Below are 17,374 nucleotides of genomic sequence, written 5' to 3' on the forward strand. Positions count from 1 at the left end.
GGCCGCTAGAAGACCTTGCCGGGGTTCAGGATGCCCAGCGGGTCGAAGACCTCCTTGATGCCGCGGTGCAGTGCCAGGGAGACCGGGCCGACCTCCTTCGCGAGCCAGTCCTTCTTGAGCAGGCCGACGCCATGCTCGCCCGTGATCGTGCCGCCCAGCTCCAGGCCGAGGTCCATGACCGCGCCGAACGCCTGCTGGGCCCGTATGCACTGGTCCGCGTCTTCGCCGTCGAAGCAGACCGTCGGGTGGGTATTGCCGTCGCCCGCGTGGGCGACGACGCCGATCGGCAGCCGGTACTCGTCGGAGAGGCGTGCGATGCCCTCGAAGAACTCCCCCAGCTTGGACCTGGGAACGCAGACGTCATCGATCATGGTCGCCGGCCGGCCTGCCGGTGCCCCCGAACGCCCGGCGCCGTCGCCTTCGATCATCGAGGCCGCCGTGACGACCTCCAGGGCCGTCAGGGCCGTACGCCGCGCCGCCAGCAGCAGCTCCGACTCCGCCGCGTCCGCCGCGGGCACCACCTCTGTGGCGCCAGCGGCCGCGCACAGCTTGCCCACCGCCGCGAGGTCGGCGGCCGGGTCATGCGTGTCGAAGGCGGCCAGGAGCAGCGCCTCCGTGGTGTCCGGGAGGTCCATCTTCGTATAGGCGCTGACCGCGCGGATCGTGGTCTTGTCCATCAGCTCCAGCAGGGACGGGACATGGCCCTGAGCCATGACCTCGCGCACCGCCTCGCACGCGGCCGCCGACGACCCGAACTCCGCCGCCAGCACCAGCTGCTCCGGCGGCGCAGGCTTCAGCGCAAGGGTGGCCTGCACGACCACGCCCAGGCTGCCCTCGGCGCCGACGAAGAGCCGGGTCAGGTCATAGCCGGCGACGCCCTTGGCCGTGCGCCGGCCGGTGCGCAGCAGCCGGCCGTCCGCCAGCACCACGTCCAGGCCCAGCACATACTCCGCCGTCACGCCGTACTTCACGCAGCAGAGGCCGCCCGAGGCCGTGCCGATGTTCCCGCCGATGGTGCACATCTCCCAGCTGGACGGATCCGGCGGGTAGTACAGGCCGGCCTCCGCCACCTTGCGCGACAGCGCCGCATTGATCACACCCGGCTCGACCACCGCTATCCGGTCCACCGGATTGATCTCCAGGATGCGGTCCATCTTGGTCAGGGACAGGACGATGCAGCCGGACGACGCGTTCGCCGCCCCCGACAACCCCGATCTGGCGCCCTGCGGGACCACGGGGACCCGCAGGGCCGTGGCCGTACGCATCACATGCTGCACCTGCTCCGCCGTGCGCGGCAGCACGACGGCGGCGGGGCTGCCCGCATCGCAGAAGCTCGCCATGTCCCGCTCGTAGGCGGCCATGACGTCCGGGTCCGTGAGGATCGCCTCTTCCGGGAGCCCGTCCCGGAGCAGCGAGATGAGATCGGCCATACCTGCAGTAAATCGCCGCCCGTTGATCGTCGTAACCCCCTGTGGACGTACGCCTTTCAACCTCTAGGTGACACGAGTAAGTTGCGCGCACTCAACTGACTTAAATTCAGGGAGGAGCAATGCCGCGCACCCCAGCACGCATCGCCATCGCCGCGAGCGCCGCGGCCACCGCAGCCGCCTTACTCGCCGGCTCGGCACCGGCGGCCACGCCGCCCGCCGCGCTCGGACGCCCGGCCGCCGGCCCGCTGAAGATCCTCATCAGCAACGACGACGGCTACAAGCACCCGTACATCCGCCAGCTCCAGGCCGCCCTCAAGAAGGCAGGCCACGACGCCGTCATCGTCGCCCCGGCCGACGACCAGTCCGGCAAGGGCACCGGGCTCGCCTTCTCCGGCAGCCTCAAGGCCGCCGAGGAGGAGCCGGGCATCTGGTCGGTCACCGGCTCGCCGGGGGACGCCGTCACCTTCGGCGTCCGCCAGGTCTTCAAGGGCGCGGGGCCCGACCTGGTCGTCTCCGGCATCAACGCGGGCCCGAACGCCGGCCCCACCGCCAACCACTCCGGCACCGTCGGCGCCACCGTCGCCGCCAATGACCTGGACATCCCCGCGATCGCGGTGAGCGCGGACTTCGACCTCAAGAACCCGCAGAACCCGTTCCCGACCGTGCCCCAGGCCGCGGATTTCACCGCCCGCACGGTGGACCGGCTGGCAAAGACCAAGGGCCGCGACCTGCTCCCGTCCCGTACGGCACTCAACATCAACTACCCGGCGAAACCCGCCTCCGCCGTCGCCTTCACCAACGTCGGCAGGGCCGCGATGATCACCGTCACCTACGTACCGGACCCGGCGAGCTGCCCCACCTGCTACAAGATCACCCCGGGCCTCGACCCCAACGCCCCCGAGCCGGTCGGCAACGCGGACACCGCCGCGCTCCGCGCCGGCAAGGTCAGCGTGTCCCTCCTGGCCGGCGACTGGGGCGCCCGCGGCTGGGCCTCCGGCCAGGGCGGGCCGAGTGAGCGCGAGGTACGGATGACCAAGGCGCGGCTGCAGGGCCTGCAGCCCTGAACCGCGCCTGGTCCAGCAGGAGAAGCGGGCGGACCCTCGCTAGAGGTTCCCGCGCTTCTCCTGCTCCCGCTCGATCGCCTCGAAGAGCGCCTTGAAGTTGCCCTTGCCGAAGCCCATCGAGCCATGCCGCTCGATCATCTCGAAGAAGACCGTCGGCCGGTCCTGCACCGGCTTGGTGAAGATCTGCAGCAGGTAGCCGTCCTCGTCGCGGTCGACGAGGATCTTCAGCTCGCGCAGCGTCTCGACGGGGACCCGGGTCTCCCCCGCCCACTCGCCCAGGGTGTCGTAGTACGAGTCCGGGGTGTCCAGGAACGTGACCCCGGCCGCGCGCATGGTCCGCACCGACTCCACGATGTCGTTCGTGGCGAGCGCGATGTGCTGCACACCCGCGCCGCCGTAGAACTCCAGGTACTCATCGATCTGCGACTTCTTCTTGGCGATGGCCGGCTCATTGATCGGGAACTTCACCTTGAGCGTCCCGTCCGCGACCACCTTCGACATCAGCGCCGAGTACTCGGTCGCGATGTCATCCCCCACGAACTCCTTCATGTTCGTGAAGCCCATGACCTTGTTGTAGAAGCCCACCCACTCGTTCATCCTGCCGAGCTCGACATTGCCGACGCAGTGGTCGATCGCCTGGAAGACGCGGTGGGCCGGCGGCTCGACCATGGGGTCGGCGGAGACGAAGCCCGGCAGGTAGGGGCCGTTGTAGTCGGTGCGCTGCACGAGGGTGTGGCGGGTCTTGCCGTACGTGGCGATGGCGGCGCGCACGACCGTGCCGTGCTCGTCCTTCGTCTCGTACGGCTCCTCGATGCCCCGCGCGCCGTGCTCGATGGCGTACGCATAGGCGGCGCGGGCGTCCGGGACCTCGATGGCGAGGTCGATCACGCCGTCGCCGTGCTCGGCGACATGGTCGGCGAGGAAGCGGCCCCAATCGGTCGACGGCTTGATGACGGAGGTGAAGACGAACCGGGCGGAGCCGTTGCGCAGCACGTAACTGGCGGTCTCACGGCTGCCGTTCTCCGGTCCGGAGTAGGCAACCAGCTGCATCCCGAAGGCGGTTGAGTAGTAGTGCGCGGCCTGCTTCGCGTTGCCTACGGCGAAGACCACGGCGTCCATGCCCTTCACCGGGAAGGGGTCGTCCTGCCGTGCGGTGGGGGTGGCGTTTTCGATGGTCTCAGTCATGGGCGAAGGGTCTCTCCGATCCACAAGGTGCGCAATAGTTGCCGGGATCGCTGAGCAAGCTGCATAGTCGATAGCCAATTACGCCGGACGATCTGTACATGATGACCACCAGGAGCTGCACCCATGAAGATCGACGACCTCGACGGCCGCCTCCTCACCCTCCTCGCCGCCGAGCCCCGCATCGGCGTCCTGGAGGCCTCCCGCCGCCTGGGCGTCGCCCGCGGCACCGTCCAGGCCCGCCTCGACCGCCTGCAGGCCAACGGCGTCATCCGCGGCTTCGGCCCGGACGTCGACCCGGCCGCCCTCGGCTATCCGGTCACCGCCTTCGCCACCCTCGAGATCAGCCAGGGCCAGGGCGCGGACGTCCGCGAGCACCTCGCCTCCGTCCCCGAGGTGCTGGAGCTGCACACCATCACCGGCCACGGCGACATGCTCTGCCGCCTGGTCGCTCGCTCGAATGCCGACCTTCAGCGGGTGATCGACAGGGTTGTGGGTTTTGATGGGATCGTACGGGCTTCCACGGCAATCGTCATGGAAAATCCGGTTCCGCTGCGAATCGTCCCGCTCGTACAACAGGCGGCATCCCTGAAGGAGTGAGGACGGCGGCAGGATGAGCTTCTGGGACTACCTCGGAAACCGCTGGTCCCAGCTGCTTGCCGACGCCTTCCAGCACGCCAGCGCGGTCTTCCAGTGCGTGCTCGCGGCCACCATCCTCGGCATCGCGATCGGCGTGCTCACCTATCGCACCGAGTGGGCCGGCAATCTCGCCATCGCCTCCACCTCCACCCTCCTCACCATCCCGTCCCTGGCCCTCCTCGGCCTGCTCATCCCGATCACCGGCCTCGGGGTCGCGCCGACCGTCATCGCGCTCACCCTCTACGGGCTCCTCCCCATCGTCCGCAACGCCATCGTCGGCCTCCGCGGCGTGGACCCGCAGCTCATCGACGCCGCGAAGGGCATCGGCATGTCCCGTATCGCCCGGCTCTTCAAGGTGGAGCTGCCGCTCGCCTGGCCGCCGATCCTGACCGGGGTGCGCGTCTCCACGCAGATGCTGATGGGCATCGCCGCCATCGCCGCGTACGCCTCCGGGCCCGGGCTCGGCAACGAGATCTTCCGCGGCATCTCCTCCCTGGGCAGCGCCAACGCGCTCAACCAGGTGCTCGCCGGGACCCTCGGCATCATCATCCTCGCGCTGCTCTTCGACGCCGCGTACGTCCTCATCGGCCGCCTCACGATCTCCAGGGGGATCCGTGCCTGACGTCCCTCACGAGCCCGACAGCAGCGGCGTCTCCGGCGCCACCATCCGCCTGGAGAACCTGACCAAGCGCTACCCGGGCAGCGCCGCGCCCGCCGTGGACAACGTCAGCATGGACATCAAGGCGGGCGAGCTGATCGTCTTCGTCGGCCCGTCCGGCTGCGGCAAGTCGACGACGCTGAAGATGATCAACCGGCTGATCGAGCCGACCAGCGGAAAGATCCTCATCAACGACGAGGACGTCACGAACATCGACCCGGTCGGCCTGCGCCGCAAGGTCGGTTACGCGATCCAGTCCTCAGGGCTCTTCCCGCACATGACGGTGGACCAGAACATCGCGCTCGTACCGAAGATGGTCGGCTGGCCCAAAGGCCGGGTGGCGTCCCGCGTCGAGGAGATGCTCGACCTGGTCGGCCTCGACCCGGGCGAGTTCCGCGGCCGCTATCCGCGGCAGCTCTCCGGCGGGCAGCAGCAGCGCGTCGGCGTGGCGCGGGCGCTCGCCGCCGACCCACCCGTGCTGCTGATGGACGAGCCGTTCGGCGCGGTCGACCCGATCACCCGCGACCACCTCCAGGACGAGCTGATCCGGCTGCAGCACGAGCTGCACAAGACGATCGTCTTCGTCACCCACGACTTCGACGAGGCCATCAAGCTCGGCGACCGCATCGCGGTGCTGCGCGAGCGCTCGCACATCGCCCAGTTCGACACCCCGGAGGCAATCCTCACCAACCCGGCCGACGACTTCGTGTCGGGGTTCGTGGGCGCGGGGGCCGCCTTGAAGCGGCTCAATCTCACCCGGGTACGGGACGTGCCCGTCGTCGAGGTCCCGACCGCGGGCGTGGACGACCCGCTCCAGTCGATCTTCGACATCATGGGCGGCGGCACCGTCACCGAGCTGCTGCTCCTCGACCGGCACCAGCGCCCGTACAAATGGCTGCGCCGCGGCGACCTGATGCGCGCGAAGGGGTCGCTGGCGAGGGCCGGGACGCTGGTCACCCACCACGTCACCGACGACTCCACGCTGCGGGACGCGCTGGAGGCGGTGCTCACCGACAGCGCCGGGCGGGTCGCGGTGACCGGCAAGAAGGGCGAGTACCTGGGCGTCGTCGACATGGAGACGCTCATGAACTCGGTGCAGGAGCTGCTCCAGGCCGACCGCCTCGAAGCGATCGAGCACCGCGCGGAGCTGGCGGAGGCGGCGGGCGGGCAGGTGCAGCGGGAGCAGGAGGGCCTGTCGTGAGCCCCGAGCGCGGCAAGCCGTCGGCGCCGGACATCCGCGACGAGCCGGCGCTCATCGACGTACTGGAGGAGGAGGCGGGTCAGGACGAGGTCCCGCCGCCGCAGCGGCCACCGCGCCGCGTCCCGTGGCCGAAGCTGATCATCACCCCCGCAGTGCTGATCGCCGGCCTCATCGCCACCTGGCTATGGTTCTCGAACGCCGACCTGGACTCGGTCGCCCGCAACTCCACCGCGGGCGGCAACGTCTGGGTCCGGCTGCGCGAGCACATCGAACTCACCGCCATCTCCACCTTCTTCGTCCTGATCATCGCGATCCCACTGGGCATCCTGCTCACCCGCGCCCGGATGCGTAAGGCCGCCCCCTTCGCGATGGCGCTGGCCAACATCGGCCAGGCGACCCCGGCGATCGGGCTCTTGGCCCTGCTGGTGATCTGGCTGGGCATCGGCAAGAAGGCGGCGCTGATCGGCATGATCATCTACGCCGTGCTGCCGGTGCTCGCCAACACGATCGCCGGCCTGCGCAACATCGACCCGACGCTGAACGAGGCGGCGCGCGGCATCGGCATGTCCCCGATGGGGGTGCTGCGGAAGGTCGAGCTGCCGCTGGCGGTGCCGCTGATCCTGGCGGGCGTACGGACGGCGCTGGTGCTGAATGTGGGCACGGCGACGCTGGCGTACTTCGGGGGCGGGGGTGGGTTGGGCGACCTGATCGCCTCCGGCATCACGAACCAGCGCATGCCGATCCTCGTTCTCGGCTCGATCCTCACCGTGGCGCTGGCGCTGCTCGTCGACTGGCTGGCCGCGGTGGCGGAGCTGATGCTGCGGCCGCGCGGGCTGGAGGCGTGATGGGGATGCGCGGGGTACGGACGCGCCGGGTACGGGCCGCGGTGCTCGGGTCGGCGATGGTGCTGCTCGCCGGCGGCTGCGGCCTGACCAGCGGCAGCCCGCTGGCGGACGACGTGAAGCCGGGCACGGTGGGCAGGGGCGAGCCGCTCGACGGCGCCACGCTCACGGTGACCTCGAAGCAGTTCAGCGAGCAACTGGTGCTCGGCGCCATCGCCGGGCTCGCGCTGAAGGCGGCGGGCGCGGAGGTCGTGGACCGTACCGGCATCCAGGGCTCGATCGGGGCACGCGAGGCGGTGAAGACGGGCGAGGCGGCGCTGATGTACGAGTACACGGGGACGGGCTGGATCACGTACCTGGGTCACGACAAGCCGGTCAAGGACCCGCACGAGCAGTGGGTTCAGGTGCGCGACGAGGACAAGAACAACGGCATCACCTGGCTCCCGCCGAGCTCGCTCAACAACACGTACGCGCTGGCGGTGACGGAGGCGACCGCGAAGAAGTACGACCTGAAGACCATGTCGGACATGGCGGCCCTGGCGAAGTCGCAGCCGTCGACGGCGACCTTCTGCCTGGGCGCGGAGTTCGCGTCGCGGGACGACGGCTTCCCGGGAGTGGAGAAGGCGTACGGGATGAATATCCCGGCCTCGAACCTCAAGAAGATGGACGACGGGCTGACGTACACGCAGGTCGCGAAGGGCGCGTGCACGTACGCGGCGGTCTTCAACACGGACGGCCGCATCGAGGCGCTGAACCTGCGGGTGCTGGAGGACGACAAGCACTTCTTCCCGACGTACGACGCGGCGCCGATGGTCAACACCAAGACGCTGAAGGAGCATCCGCAGATCGCGGAGGTGCTGGCCCCGATCACCAAGGCGCTGACGACGGATGTGGCGCGGAAGCTGAACGCGGAGGTGGATGTGAGCGGGCGGCCGCCGCATGACGTGGGGAAGGAATGGCTGGTCAAGGAGGGTTTCATCAAGGAAGGCTGAAGTGCGCCCGCGGGAAACTCGGTTGGTCCGCGATGTCGCCGTCCGTAAGGTGCCATGCATGGCTGCCATGTGACGCACCGCGCCCTCGACTCCCCTCTCCTCTCTCCCCTTGCCCTGCTCTGCCCTGCCTTGCTCTGCCCTGCCTCAGGGAGGCCCAGCCATGTCCACAGACTCCCTCTACACCGCCGTCGCCAACGACGCCCTCCGCGAACTCCTCGACAGCCCCCGCCGCCGCGCGCGGCTCGCCCGCCGTGCGCGGCGGCGCAGGGAGCTGCGGGTGCGGGTGGGGTGGGCGTTGGTGGAGGTGGGGTTGCGGCTGGTGCGGTAGCCGCGCCGGCCCACCTCGCGAAGCGATGCAAAGAGTCTTTGCAAAACAGCTATGCAAAGACTCTTTGCATGCTCTAGCCTGCTACGCATGAACCAGAAAATCCGCCACCTCGACCCGACCGGTGTCCGCGCCGTGGCGCATCCCCTGCGCATGCAGCTGCTCTTCGCTCTGCGCCGGGGCGGCGCTGCTACCGCCTCCCAACTCGCCGCCAAACTCGGCGAGTCGAGCGGCTCGACCAGCTATCACCTGCGCCAGCTCGCCGCCCAGGGCTTCGTCGAGGACGACCCCGAGCACCAGGGCGAGGGCGGCCGCGAGCGGTGGTGGCGGGCGGCGTTCACCGGCATCCAGGTCGACACGGGCGAGCTCCTGAAGCACCCGGACCCCGAGGTCCGCGGGGCGATGAGCCTTTACCTGCAGGAGGTCGCCGCCAGGCACACGCTCGAGCTCAGCACCTGGCTCGGCACGATGCACGAGTGGTCAGAAGCCTGGCGGGCGATGGCGAACCAGAGCGACTACGGCCTGAAGCTGACCCCCGAGCGCGCCCTGGAGCTGGGCGACAAGATCGACGAACTCATCAACAGCTACCGCGACGACCCGGTGGACGCGGAAGGCGCCGGATACGTCCGCATCCACCTGCACCTCTTCCCTTCCACCGACACCCCTGAGGAGCTGTCATGACCTGGCACCCGTACATCCACGAACTCACCCACGCCGCCCGCACCGCCGACCTGCAGGCCGAAGCCGACGTCTGGGCGCGCGCCGCCCGCCCCCGCCCCGCGACCCCGGCGCACGACCGCGCCCGCGTCCGCATCGGCTGGCTCCTGGTAGAGACGGGTCTGCGGCTCGTACGGACGCGCACACCGGCGACGGCGCCCTAACCCGGCCGGGGGCGCGTGCACGCGCGAAAGCGCTGGTCAGAGCTTGCGCATCAAGATGCGGTGGGTGGACACTGGGATGCATGAGGACAACAGTGGACCTCCCCGACGACCTGCTCACGGAAGCCAAGCTCCGGGCGGCGCGCAGGCGCGTGACGCTCAGCGCGGTGATAGAGGATGCGGTGCGCGCATCCTTCGCGCGCGATGTGAACGCGGCGCGCAATGCCGCCGTCACCCTGCCCGTCTGGGATGGCGGCGAACTCCAGCCCGGCGTCGATCTCGAAGACCGCGAAGCAATTCACGAACTGCTGATGCAGGACGAGTTCACCGAGGGATACACACAGTGATCTTCTGCGACGTGAATGTCCTGGTGTACGCCTTCCGCAAGAGCTCGGTCGATCACGCCAAGTACCGCGAGTGGCTGACCACCCAGTTGGACGGCGACGAACCGGTCGCGCTCAACGCGGTGGTGGACTCGGGGTTCGTCCGGCTGGTGACCAATCGACGGGCGTTCAAAGATCCATCGACCGTGACGGCGGCGCTTGATTTCATTGCCGCCATCCGCGAGGCCCCGATCACCGCGCCCTTGCACGAAGGGGCTCGGCACTGGGAGATCTTCGACCGCCTCTGCCGCCGCGTCGGAGCCAAGGGGAAGCTGGTGCCGGACGCATACCTAGCCGCCCTCGCCATAGAGAGCGGCTCCACCCTCTACAGCACCGACCGCGACTTCGCGAAGTTCCCCGGCCTCCGCTGGCGCCACCCCCTGGAGGACGACGAGGACTGACCGCCCCGGCCACCGGCCGTCAGCAGCTGGAGACCTTGCCCCCGGATTCCAGCGCCTTCAGCTCGCCGACCGCGCCCGACAGCGTCTTCACCGGGATCAGCCGCAGCCCCTCCGGCAGTTCCGACTTCGCGTCGCCGCACTCCGCCGCCGGGACCAGGAAGACCGTCGCGCCGTCGCGCTTCGCCGCCTGGGTCTTGAGGGGGACGCCGCCGACGGCGCCCACCTTGCCGTCCTCCTCGATCGTGCCGGTGCCCGCGATCTTCCGGCCGCCGGTGAGGTCGCCGCCGGCGCCGTTGCCCTCGTACTTGTCGATGATGCCGAGCGTGAACATCAGGCCGGCGGACGGTCCGCCCACGTCCACGAGGCGGAGCTTGGCGTTGAGGTCGTCCGCCGACTTGCCGAGGTAGGCGCGGGCGGCGGCGGTGGCGTCGTCCTGGGACTGCTTCATCTGGTCCGCGTTGTAGTCGCGGACCTCCTCCGTCGTGTCCCCCACCGGGTAGACGGAGTCCCTCGGCATCACGGCCTCGTCGGTGGCGAACCACCCGCTCAGCACATCGCCGAGCTTCACCGTCGCGCCAGGCCCGGTGGCGACGATCGTCGTCATCCGCAGCTCGCCCGAGGTCTTACGGGGCTCCACCCCGTCCCCGGACAGCGTGATCACGGGCTTGCCGCCGTCCTCGCCGAGCACGTCGGTCGTCTGCCCCGGCTTGGCCACGGAGAACGGCAGCGGGGCGAAGGCCGCGGTGGCCAGCAGGCCGACCACGGGGAGCGCGCACAGCGCGAGGAGGACGGGGCGGGAGGGCTGGGGCATACGGGGCACACGCACAATCTACGGGACCGGCCCCACCGACCCGCGCTGCGGGCGGGCCGCCGACCGTGCGAGGCGCCGCCGCGCGACCCCGCCGCCGCGCCCACCCCCCGCGTACCAGCCCGCCGCCAGGCGGCACCGCAGCGCCGCGGAGACCTCTACCGCAGTGCCTCGGACACGTCCCGCGCCGCCTCCACCACCCGCGGCCCCACCTGCTCAGGGATCGCGTCCGCGAGCATCACCACACCCACGCTCCCCTCGATCCCCGTCACCCCGAGCAACGGCGCGGCAGCGCCACTCGCGCCCGCCTCCAGCTCGCCGTGCGTGAGGGCGTACGCGATGTCCACATCCGCCGCCGAGGCGTCATGCCCCAGGCTGCGGCCCTTCAGAATCGCCCGCCCCGCGGCCCCCTGGTCCAGCGGATGCCGGAAGCCCGCCCGGTACGCGACGTGGTAGTCCGTCCAGGACGGCTCCACCACCGCCACCGCGAGCGCCTCGCTGCCATCCACCAGCGTCAGATGCGCCGTCGCGCCGACATCCTCGGCGAGCGTGCGCAGCGCGGGCATCGCCGCTTCCCGTACGAGGGGATGCACCTGCCGGCCGAGGCCCAGCACTCCGAGGCCTATCCGGGCCCGGCCGCCGAGGTCGCGGCGGATCAGGGCGTGCTGCTCCAGGGTGGCCAGGAGGCGGTAGACCACCGTACGGTTCACGCCGAGCTTGTTGGCGAGCTCGGTGACGGTCAGGCCGTGGTCGGTATCGGCCAGAAGCTTGAGGACGCGTAGTCCCCGGTCAAGGGTCTGGGAGGTCTCCGCGGTCACGCCGCCTCCTCGGGAGGGTGAATGGCGGCTGTCCGGCATATGGGACCGGGGAGGCCGCCGGACGCAGGGCACCGGCTCGCCGCCGCACGCGGCGACGCTGCCGCGCGGGCGGGCTCCGCCCCGTAAACCCCGGGTGGAGTGACCGGAAACCTAGCGAGCCAGTCCGCTCAGCGGAAGCCCTCGTCCAGAATCCGGGCGCACCTTTATCACGCCGTCACCAAAACGACGTTGCAGAAGCCTTGTAGAACGCGATCACACACGCATCTCGCGCGTCACCGCATCCGCGTGGCCCACTCCCGTACCTTCGCGATCCGCTGCGTCAGCTGCCCCGCCGTCGCCTCCGCGCTCGGCGGGCCGCCGCAGACTCGGCGCAGCTCGGTGTGGATGACGCCGTGCGGCTTGCCGCTCTGGTGGACGTACGCGCCCACCAGGCCGTTGAGCTCCTTGCGCAGCTCCATGAGCTCCCGGTGCGTGACCACGGGGCGCCGGTCGGCGGGCATCTCCAGCAGGTCGGCCTCCTCGGCCGGCTTCTTCTTGCTGTGCGCGATCTGGCGGGCCTGCCGCTTCTGCAGCAGCATCTGCACCTGGTCGGGCTCCAGCAGCCCGGGGATGCCGAGGTAGTCCTGCTCCTCCTCGCTGCCCGGGTGCGCCTGCATGCCGAACTCGGCGCCCTCGTACACCACTCGGTCGAAGACCGCGTCCGACTGCAGCGCCTCGAAGGGCAGCTCGTCCTGCTCGCCGGTGTCCTCGTCCTGCTGCTTGTTGGCTTCCTCGAGCTCCTTCTCGCTCTCCGCGTACGGGTCGTCCTCGCCCTTCTTCGGCTTGTCCAGGATGTGGTCGCGCTCGACCTCCATCTCGTGCGCGAAGGACAGCAGGTCGGGGATCGTCGGCAGGAAGACCGAGGCGGTCTCGCCGCGCCGCCGGGACCGTACGAAACGGCCCACAGCCTGCGCGAAGAACAGCGGCGTGGAGATGGTGGTGGCGTACACGCCGACCGCAAGCCGCGGCACGTCGACGCCCTCCGACACCATCCGGACCGCGACCATCCAGCGGTCCTCCGACTGCCGGAAGTCCTCGATCCGCCCGGAGGAGCCGGTGTCGTCGGAGAGCACGACGGTCGGCTTGGTGCCCGTTATTTCCCGCAGCACCTTCGCGTACGCCCGGGCCGCCTCCTGGTCGGCGGCGATGACCAGGCCGCCGGCGTCCGGGATGCCCTTGCGGACCTCGCTGAGGCGGGCGTCGGCGGCGCGCAGCACGTTGGGGATCCAGTCGCCCTTGGCATCGAGCGCGGTGCGCCAGGCCTGGCCGATGGCGTCCTTGGTCATGGGCTCGCCGAGGCGGGCCTCGATCTCGTCGCCGGCCTTGGTGCGCCAGCGCATGTTGCCGCTGTAGGAGAGGAATATGACCGGCCGCACCACGCCGTCGTTGAGCGCGTGCCCGTAGCCATACGTGTAGTCGGCGGACGACCGCCGGATCCCGTCGTTCCCTTCCTCGTACGTGACGAAGGGGATGGGGTTCGTATCGGACCGGAAGGGCGTCCCGGTCAGCGCGAGCCGGCGGGTCGCCGGCTCGAAGGCCTCCAGGCACGCCTCGCCCCAGGATCGGGAGTCGCCGGCGTGGTGGATCTCGTCGAGGATGACGAGCGTCTTGCGGGACTCGCAGCGATTGCGGTGCAGCATGGGGCGGACGCCGACGCCGGCGTACGTGACAGCGACGCCGTGATAGTCCTTGCTGACCGGCCCCGCGCTGTACTCCGGATCCAGCTTGATCCCGACCCGCGCGGCCGCCTCGGCCCACTGCTTCTTCAGATGCTCGGTCGGCGCCACGACGGTGATCTGCTGCACGACGTGGTGGTGCAGCAGCCACGAGGCGAGGGTGAGCGCGAAGGTGGTCTTCCCGGCGCCGGGGGTCGCGACGGCGAGGAAGTCCCGCGGCTGGGAGCCGAGATACGACTCCATCGCCCCTTGCTGCCAGGCACGCAGCTTGCTGGCCGTACCCCAGGGGGCACGACCAGGAAAGGCGGGCGAAAGGTGATGCGAGGCGGTGGTACTCACGGTCTCCGACGGGTTCGACAGGCGGTCTACGGGCAACCGCGTCAGCCTACCCGCCACCCCCGCCCACCTCTTGGGCTACGCCCCGGAACCCCTCCGAGGTGCGACTCAGGTCACACCGCGCGCTGTAGCTCGCGCAGGGCCGCGGCAATCACCGACACGTCCTCGGTCTTGCCCGCCGCAATACCTATGACGAGGTCGTACGCACGGTCCTGGTCGACGTCGGCCATGTCGACACCGTTGACATCAAGGAAGACCGCCGTACACATCCAGGCGGTGCGCTTGTTGCCATCAACCAGCGGATGGTTGGCGGTGATCGACTGCAGCAAGGCGGCAGCCTTCTCGAACAGGTCGGGGTACGCCACGACGCCGAACATCTGCTGCTGTGGCCGATGCAGCGCCGAGCCCAGCAGACCGAGGTCCCGCACCCCCACCTGCTGTCCCGCGCACGCGAGCTCGGCCAGGTCCAGAGCCTCCCGGACCGTCAGGTATTTCACCTGCTACTCCCCCAGCCTCCGAAGCAGGTCGGCGTGCTTGGCCGCATACTTCGCCCCCAGCTTGCGGACGGTCTCACGGTCCGCCTCTTCGGTCAGATAGCGCTCGACAGCCAGGATCACTATCGCGTGCATGCTCCGCCCTTCTGCATCGGCACGCTCCTTGAGCGACTCCTGCAGTTCCTCAGGCAGCCTGAGATTCATAGCCATACCAAAATGGTACTACTTGCGGGGTCACCGCGATACCGCGGGCCGCAGGCGCCCAGCCACCGCCGCGCCCACCAGGGCCACCGCCGCCATGGGCAGGAAGATCGCCACGAAGGCCGCCGGGTGGGACGACGAGGCGCCGTCCAAGGAGCCGTGGCCGATGCCGGCGCCGCCCAGGGAGGCGAAGATGACGCCGGCCACGGCCAGGAGGACGACGTTCGCGAGGCTGTCGGAGAGTTGGAGGGCGGCGGAGTTTGCGCCGGCCTCCTCCGGGGGTGAGAGCTTCAGGAGGAGGACGCTGGTGCCGGAGATGACCATGCCCATGCCGTAGCAGCCGATGGCCCAGGCGACGCCGATCAGCCAGACCGGGACGCCGTCGTTCAGGATCAGGGCGGCCGAGGCGATCGCCGACGCCGTGAGGAGCATTCCCGTACGGACCAGGCGCTCGCGGTGCCGCTCCAGGCGCGGGCGGGCCTGGGTCCAGGAGCCGAGGGCCCAGGTGGCGCCGCCGACCGCGAGCGCCATGCCGGCCGCCGTCACGGACAGGCCGCGCTGGGTGACCAGCATCAGCGGCACGAAGGACTCCGCCGCGATGAACGAGCCCGCCGCGATGCCGCGCATCAGCACCACCGTCGGGAGCCCGCGCGCGGCCGCGTACGTGCCGCGGGGCAGCAGCACGCGGACGGCCGGGACGAGCAGCGCGGCCCCCGCCACCGCCGGGATCGCCGACAGCCACCGGACGTCCTGGCCCGCGTACTGCAGCAGGCCCGCGCCCACCGCGATCGCCCCGGCGAGCCCGATGCGGCGGCGGTCCAGAGGGGCGACCTTCGCAGGATCCACCGGCCCCGCCGCCCGCCGGCGGATCGCGGGCAGCGCCACCAGCACCGGCAGCAGCACCAGCGGCGGGATGCCGAGGAACACCCAGCGCCAGCCGAGGTGTTCGGTGACCGTGCCCGCCGCCAGCGGGCCGACGATCGACGGCACCACCCACGACGCCGCGAAGGCGGCGAGGATCGACGGGCGCAGTCGCTCCGGGAAGGCCCGGCTGACCACCACGTACAGCGCGACGATCACCAGCCCGCCGCCGAGGCCCTGCACGGCCCGCCCCGCGATGAACACCCACATCGTCTGCGCCGACCCCGCGAGCACCAGCCCGACCGCGAAGGACGTGATCCCGGCCGCCAGCGGGCGCAGCGGGCCGCTCCGGTCGGACCACTGGCCGGAGATCACCATCGCGGCGAGCGCGGTGGTGAAGTAGGCGGAGAAGGCATACGCGTACAGCCCGACGCCGTTCAGATCGCGCGCCGCCGCGGGCATCGCCGTGCCGACGGCCATCGCCTCGAAGGCGATCAGCAGCACGACGGTGACGATGCCGAGGGTGAGCATCCGGTACGTACGCCCGAGGATGCCCTCGGGGCGGGGCTCGGACGCGGCGGGGGTGGCCTGCTCGGCGGCGGCATCGACATCGGGCATGCTGCCGAGCGTAAGAGGCGTAACCGGTTTTGACACCTGGCTTTGGGCGGGCGGCGGCTAGGCCGCCGGTCCTAGGTCTTCGGGCAGTACTCCGCCTCGATCACCGCCTGGCTGTCCCCCGCCCAGTCGCCGTTGAAGTTGAAGGCGAGCGCGTGCTTGCCGTCCGGCGTCGCCACCGCCTGGGAGGCCGAGCCCTGGATGTTGCCGCCGTGGCCCCAGACCGCGACGCCGCAGGACAGGTCGGTCTGCATCAGGCCCAGGCCGTAGCCGTCGATCGGCAGGCCCTCGCCGACCGGGACGGCCGTCTTCATCTCCTTGAGCTGCGCGGCGGGCAGCAGCTTGCCGCCGAACAGCGCGGCGTAGAAGCGGGTCAGGTCGCCGGAGTCGGAGATCATCGCGCCCGCGGCGCCGGCGGCCGAGGGGTTGAGCTCGGTGACGTCGTAGGTCTTGCCCGTCGGCTGCGGGGTGAGGGAGAGCTTCGAGTACGCCCGGGAGCTGGGCTCCGGGACGGTGGTGGCGGTGTGCGGGACCGAGGTCGCGTACAGGCCGAGGGGCTTGATGATGCGCTGCCGGATCTCGTCCGCGTACGGGTGTCCGGTGACCTTCTCGATGATCATTCCGGCGAGGACGTAGTTGGTGTTGGAGTAGCTCCAGCCCGCGCCCGGCTGGAAGGACGGCGGGTGGCTCATGGCGATCTTCACCAGCTGCGCGGGGGTGTACGTGTCGTAGCGGTGCTCCAGGAACTTCTCGGTGAAGCCGTTCTCCAGGAACTCCGGGTCGCCGGTGTAGCTGAAGATCCCGCTGGTGTGGTTGAGCAGCTGCCGTACGGAGATCTGCTTGCCGTCGTGGCCGTTGTCCGTCACCACGCCGGGCAGCCACGTGTCGACCTTGTCGTCGAGGTCGAGCTTCCCCGCCGCCTGCAGCTGCAGCAGCACGGTCGCGACGAAGGTCTTGGTCATGCTGCCGATCCGGTAGCGGTCGACCGCCGAGCGCGGCTCCTTCGTCCGCAGATCCCCGACGCCCGCGGCCCCTGCCCAGCGCCCGTACGCCTCGCTGACCTGCGCGGCGACGCCCGGCACGCCCGCCTTCACCGCGGCATCCATGGCCGCCTGCGTCTGCTGATGCCCTAAGCCGCGGCTCTCGCTGCCGACCGCCCCGGGCGCGGTGAACGACGCGGCGATCAAGGCCGCCGCTGCCACCAGGCCCATCCCCGCGGCCCGCACTGTGCGCACTGCCATCTGCTGCCCCTTCCGTCACGGCTGTACGGCTCCATCGCCCCGGAAGGTAGGGCAGCCGCCCCCTCCGCAGCTTCATCGCGGCCGACAACACGCGCCGGATTGTTCAGCCCCCGCTACGAATATGAAGCCCGTGTTGCAGTCCCATGGCAGCACCCCGGCGACCGTTGACCCGCGCCCGTACCCCCGGCCTATGGTCGGGACAACGCACACGGCCGTGTGCCCGAGTGGCTTAGGGGCCAGCCTGCAAAGCTGGTTACACGGGTTCGATTCCCGTCACGGCCTCCACCGGC

The 17,374-nt window shown here is 70.3% G+C and carries 20 protein-coding genes and 1 tRNA gene; 12 read left to right on the forward strand and 9 right to left on the reverse strand.

The annotated features are described in order from the left end of the window. Positions 1 to 5 precede the first annotated feature (5 nt). Positions 6 to 1,430 carry an FAD-binding oxidoreductase gene (locus ACNNMR_RS16415; protein WP_419995355.1) on the reverse strand — a complete coding sequence of 475 codons (1,425 nt, stop codon included), beginning with the start codon at positions 1,428 to 1,430 and terminating at the stop codon, positions 6 to 8. A 119-nt stretch (positions 1,431 to 1,549) separates the two neighbouring features. Between ACNNMR_RS16415 and surE the strand changes: the two genes are divergently transcribed. Then, positions 1,550 to 2,494 carry a 5'/3'-nucleotidase SurE gene (gene surE, locus ACNNMR_RS16420; RefSeq protein WP_419995356.1) on the forward strand — a complete coding sequence of 315 codons (945 nt, stop codon included), beginning with the start codon at positions 1,550 to 1,552 and terminating at the stop codon, positions 2,492 to 2,494. Positions 2,495 to 2,533: 39 nt separating this feature from the next. On the opposite strand, the gene hppD is transcribed toward surE, so the two are convergent. Then, complete coding sequence (hppD, locus tag ACNNMR_RS16425; RefSeq protein WP_419995357.1) at positions 2,534 to 3,679, reverse strand: 4-hydroxyphenylpyruvate dioxygenase; 1,146 nt, start codon at positions 3,677 to 3,679, stop codon at positions 2,534 to 2,536. A 123-nt stretch (positions 3,680 to 3,802) separates the two neighbouring features. On the opposite strand from hppD, the gene ACNNMR_RS16430 reads away from it, so the two are divergent. The 10 genes from ACNNMR_RS16430 (at position 3,803) to ACNNMR_RS16475 (ending at position 9,995) form a co-directional block, all read left to right on the forward strand. Beyond that, a complete protein-coding gene (locus ACNNMR_RS16430; protein WP_419995358.1) occupies positions 3,803 to 4,276 on the forward strand; it encodes an Lrp/AsnC family transcriptional regulator in 474 nt (157 codons plus the stop codon). Positions 4,277 to 4,289: 13 nt separating this feature from the next. After that, positions 4,290 to 4,937 carry an ABC transporter permease gene (locus tag ACNNMR_RS16435; RefSeq protein WP_419995359.1) on the forward strand — a complete coding sequence of 216 codons (648 nt, stop codon included), beginning with the start codon at positions 4,290 to 4,292 and terminating at the stop codon, positions 4,935 to 4,937. Then, entirely contained in the window at positions 4,930 to 6,174 is a 1,245-nt protein-coding gene (locus tag ACNNMR_RS16440) for a betaine/proline/choline family ABC transporter ATP-binding protein (RefSeq protein WP_419995360.1), read from the forward strand. The genes ACNNMR_RS16435 and ACNNMR_RS16440 overlap by 8 nt, the downstream gene beginning before the upstream one ends. A 53-nt stretch (positions 6,175 to 6,227) precedes the next feature. Further along, entirely contained in the window at positions 6,228 to 7,019 is a 792-nt protein-coding gene (locus tag ACNNMR_RS16445; RefSeq protein WP_420000383.1) for an ABC transporter permease, read from the forward strand. Beyond that, positions 7,019 to 8,008, forward strand: a complete 990-nt coding sequence (locus ACNNMR_RS16450; protein ID WP_419995361.1) for a glycine betaine ABC transporter substrate-binding protein — start codon at positions 7,019 to 7,021, stop codon at positions 8,006 to 8,008. The genes ACNNMR_RS16445 and ACNNMR_RS16450 overlap by 1 nt, the downstream gene beginning before the upstream one ends. Before the next feature lie 160 nt (positions 8,009 to 8,168). Continuing rightward, positions 8,169 to 8,336: a hypothetical protein gene (locus ACNNMR_RS16455; RefSeq protein WP_419995362.1), complete on the forward strand. Its 168-nt coding sequence runs from the start codon at positions 8,169 to 8,171 to the stop codon at positions 8,334 to 8,336. A gap of 87 nt (positions 8,337 to 8,423) precedes the next feature. Then, the gene (locus ACNNMR_RS16460) at positions 8,424 to 9,014 is read left to right on the forward strand and encodes an ArsR/SmtB family transcription factor (protein WP_419995363.1); all 591 of its coding nucleotides are present in this window, start codon (positions 8,424 to 8,426) and stop codon (positions 9,012 to 9,014) included. Next, complete coding sequence (locus ACNNMR_RS16465) at positions 9,011 to 9,214, forward strand: hypothetical protein (RefSeq protein ID WP_419995364.1); 204 nt, start codon at positions 9,011 to 9,013, stop codon at positions 9,212 to 9,214. The genes ACNNMR_RS16460 and ACNNMR_RS16465 overlap by 4 nt, the downstream gene beginning before the upstream one ends. Before the next feature lie 80 nt (positions 9,215 to 9,294). Beyond that, positions 9,295 to 9,558, forward strand: a complete 264-nt coding sequence (locus tag ACNNMR_RS16470) for a hypothetical protein (RefSeq protein WP_419995365.1) — start codon at positions 9,295 to 9,297, stop codon at positions 9,556 to 9,558. Next, the gene (locus ACNNMR_RS16475) at positions 9,555 to 9,995 is read left to right on the forward strand and encodes a type II toxin-antitoxin system VapC family toxin (RefSeq protein ID WP_419995366.1); all 441 of its coding nucleotides are present in this window, start codon (positions 9,555 to 9,557) and stop codon (positions 9,993 to 9,995) included. Before ACNNMR_RS16470 ends, ACNNMR_RS16475 begins: the two co-directional genes overlap by 4 nt. A 19-nt stretch (positions 9,996 to 10,014) precedes the next feature. On the opposite strand, the gene ACNNMR_RS16480 is transcribed toward ACNNMR_RS16475, so the two are convergent. The 7 genes from ACNNMR_RS16480 to ACNNMR_RS16510 all read right to left on the reverse strand — a co-directional run bounded on the left by ACNNMR_RS16480 (position 10,015) and on the right by ACNNMR_RS16510 (position 17,084). Next, entirely contained in the window at positions 10,015 to 10,806 is a 792-nt protein-coding gene (locus ACNNMR_RS16480; RefSeq protein WP_420000384.1) for a S16 family serine protease, read from the reverse strand. Positions 10,807 to 10,961: 155 nt separating this feature from the next. After that, positions 10,962 to 11,621 (reverse strand): IclR family transcriptional regulator, encoded by a 660-nt coding sequence (locus ACNNMR_RS16485; protein ID WP_419995367.1) that lies wholly within the window; start codon positions 11,619 to 11,621, stop codon positions 10,962 to 10,964. Between the two features lie 272 nt (positions 11,622 to 11,893). After that, positions 11,894 to 13,675: a DEAD/DEAH box helicase gene (locus ACNNMR_RS16490; protein ID WP_420000385.1), complete on the reverse strand. Its 1,782-nt coding sequence runs from the start codon at positions 13,673 to 13,675 to the stop codon at positions 11,894 to 11,896. Positions 13,676 to 13,785: 110 nt separating this feature from the next. Further along, positions 13,786 to 14,169: a type II toxin-antitoxin system death-on-curing family toxin gene (locus tag ACNNMR_RS16495; protein WP_419995368.1), complete on the reverse strand. Its 384-nt coding sequence runs from the start codon at positions 14,167 to 14,169 to the stop codon at positions 13,786 to 13,788. 3 nt (positions 14,170 to 14,172) lie between these two features. Then, positions 14,173 to 14,376, reverse strand: a complete 204-nt coding sequence (locus tag ACNNMR_RS16500) for an Arc family DNA-binding protein (RefSeq protein ID WP_419995369.1) — start codon at positions 14,374 to 14,376, stop codon at positions 14,173 to 14,175. A 24-nt stretch (positions 14,377 to 14,400) separates the two neighbouring features. After that, complete coding sequence (locus tag ACNNMR_RS16505) at positions 14,401 to 15,846, reverse strand: MFS transporter (RefSeq protein ID WP_419995370.1); 1,446 nt, start codon at positions 15,844 to 15,846, stop codon at positions 14,401 to 14,403. Between the two features lie 71 nt (positions 15,847 to 15,917). Beyond that, the gene (locus tag ACNNMR_RS16510) at positions 15,918 to 17,084 is read right to left on the reverse strand and encodes a serine hydrolase domain-containing protein (protein ID WP_419995371.1); all 1,167 of its coding nucleotides are present in this window, start codon (positions 17,082 to 17,084) and stop codon (positions 15,918 to 15,920) included. A gap of 210 nt (positions 17,085 to 17,294) precedes the next feature. Between ACNNMR_RS16510 and ACNNMR_RS16515 the strand changes: the two genes are divergently transcribed. Next, positions 17,295 to 17,369, forward strand: a tRNA-Cys gene (locus ACNNMR_RS16515). Positions 17,370 to 17,374: the final 5 nt, after the last annotated feature.

It is taken from the genome of Streptomyces boninensis (genome assembly GCF_048572725.1).
GTDB classification, from domain to species: Bacteria; Actinomycetota; Actinomycetes; order Streptomycetales; family Streptomycetaceae; genus Streptomyces; species Streptomyces boninensis.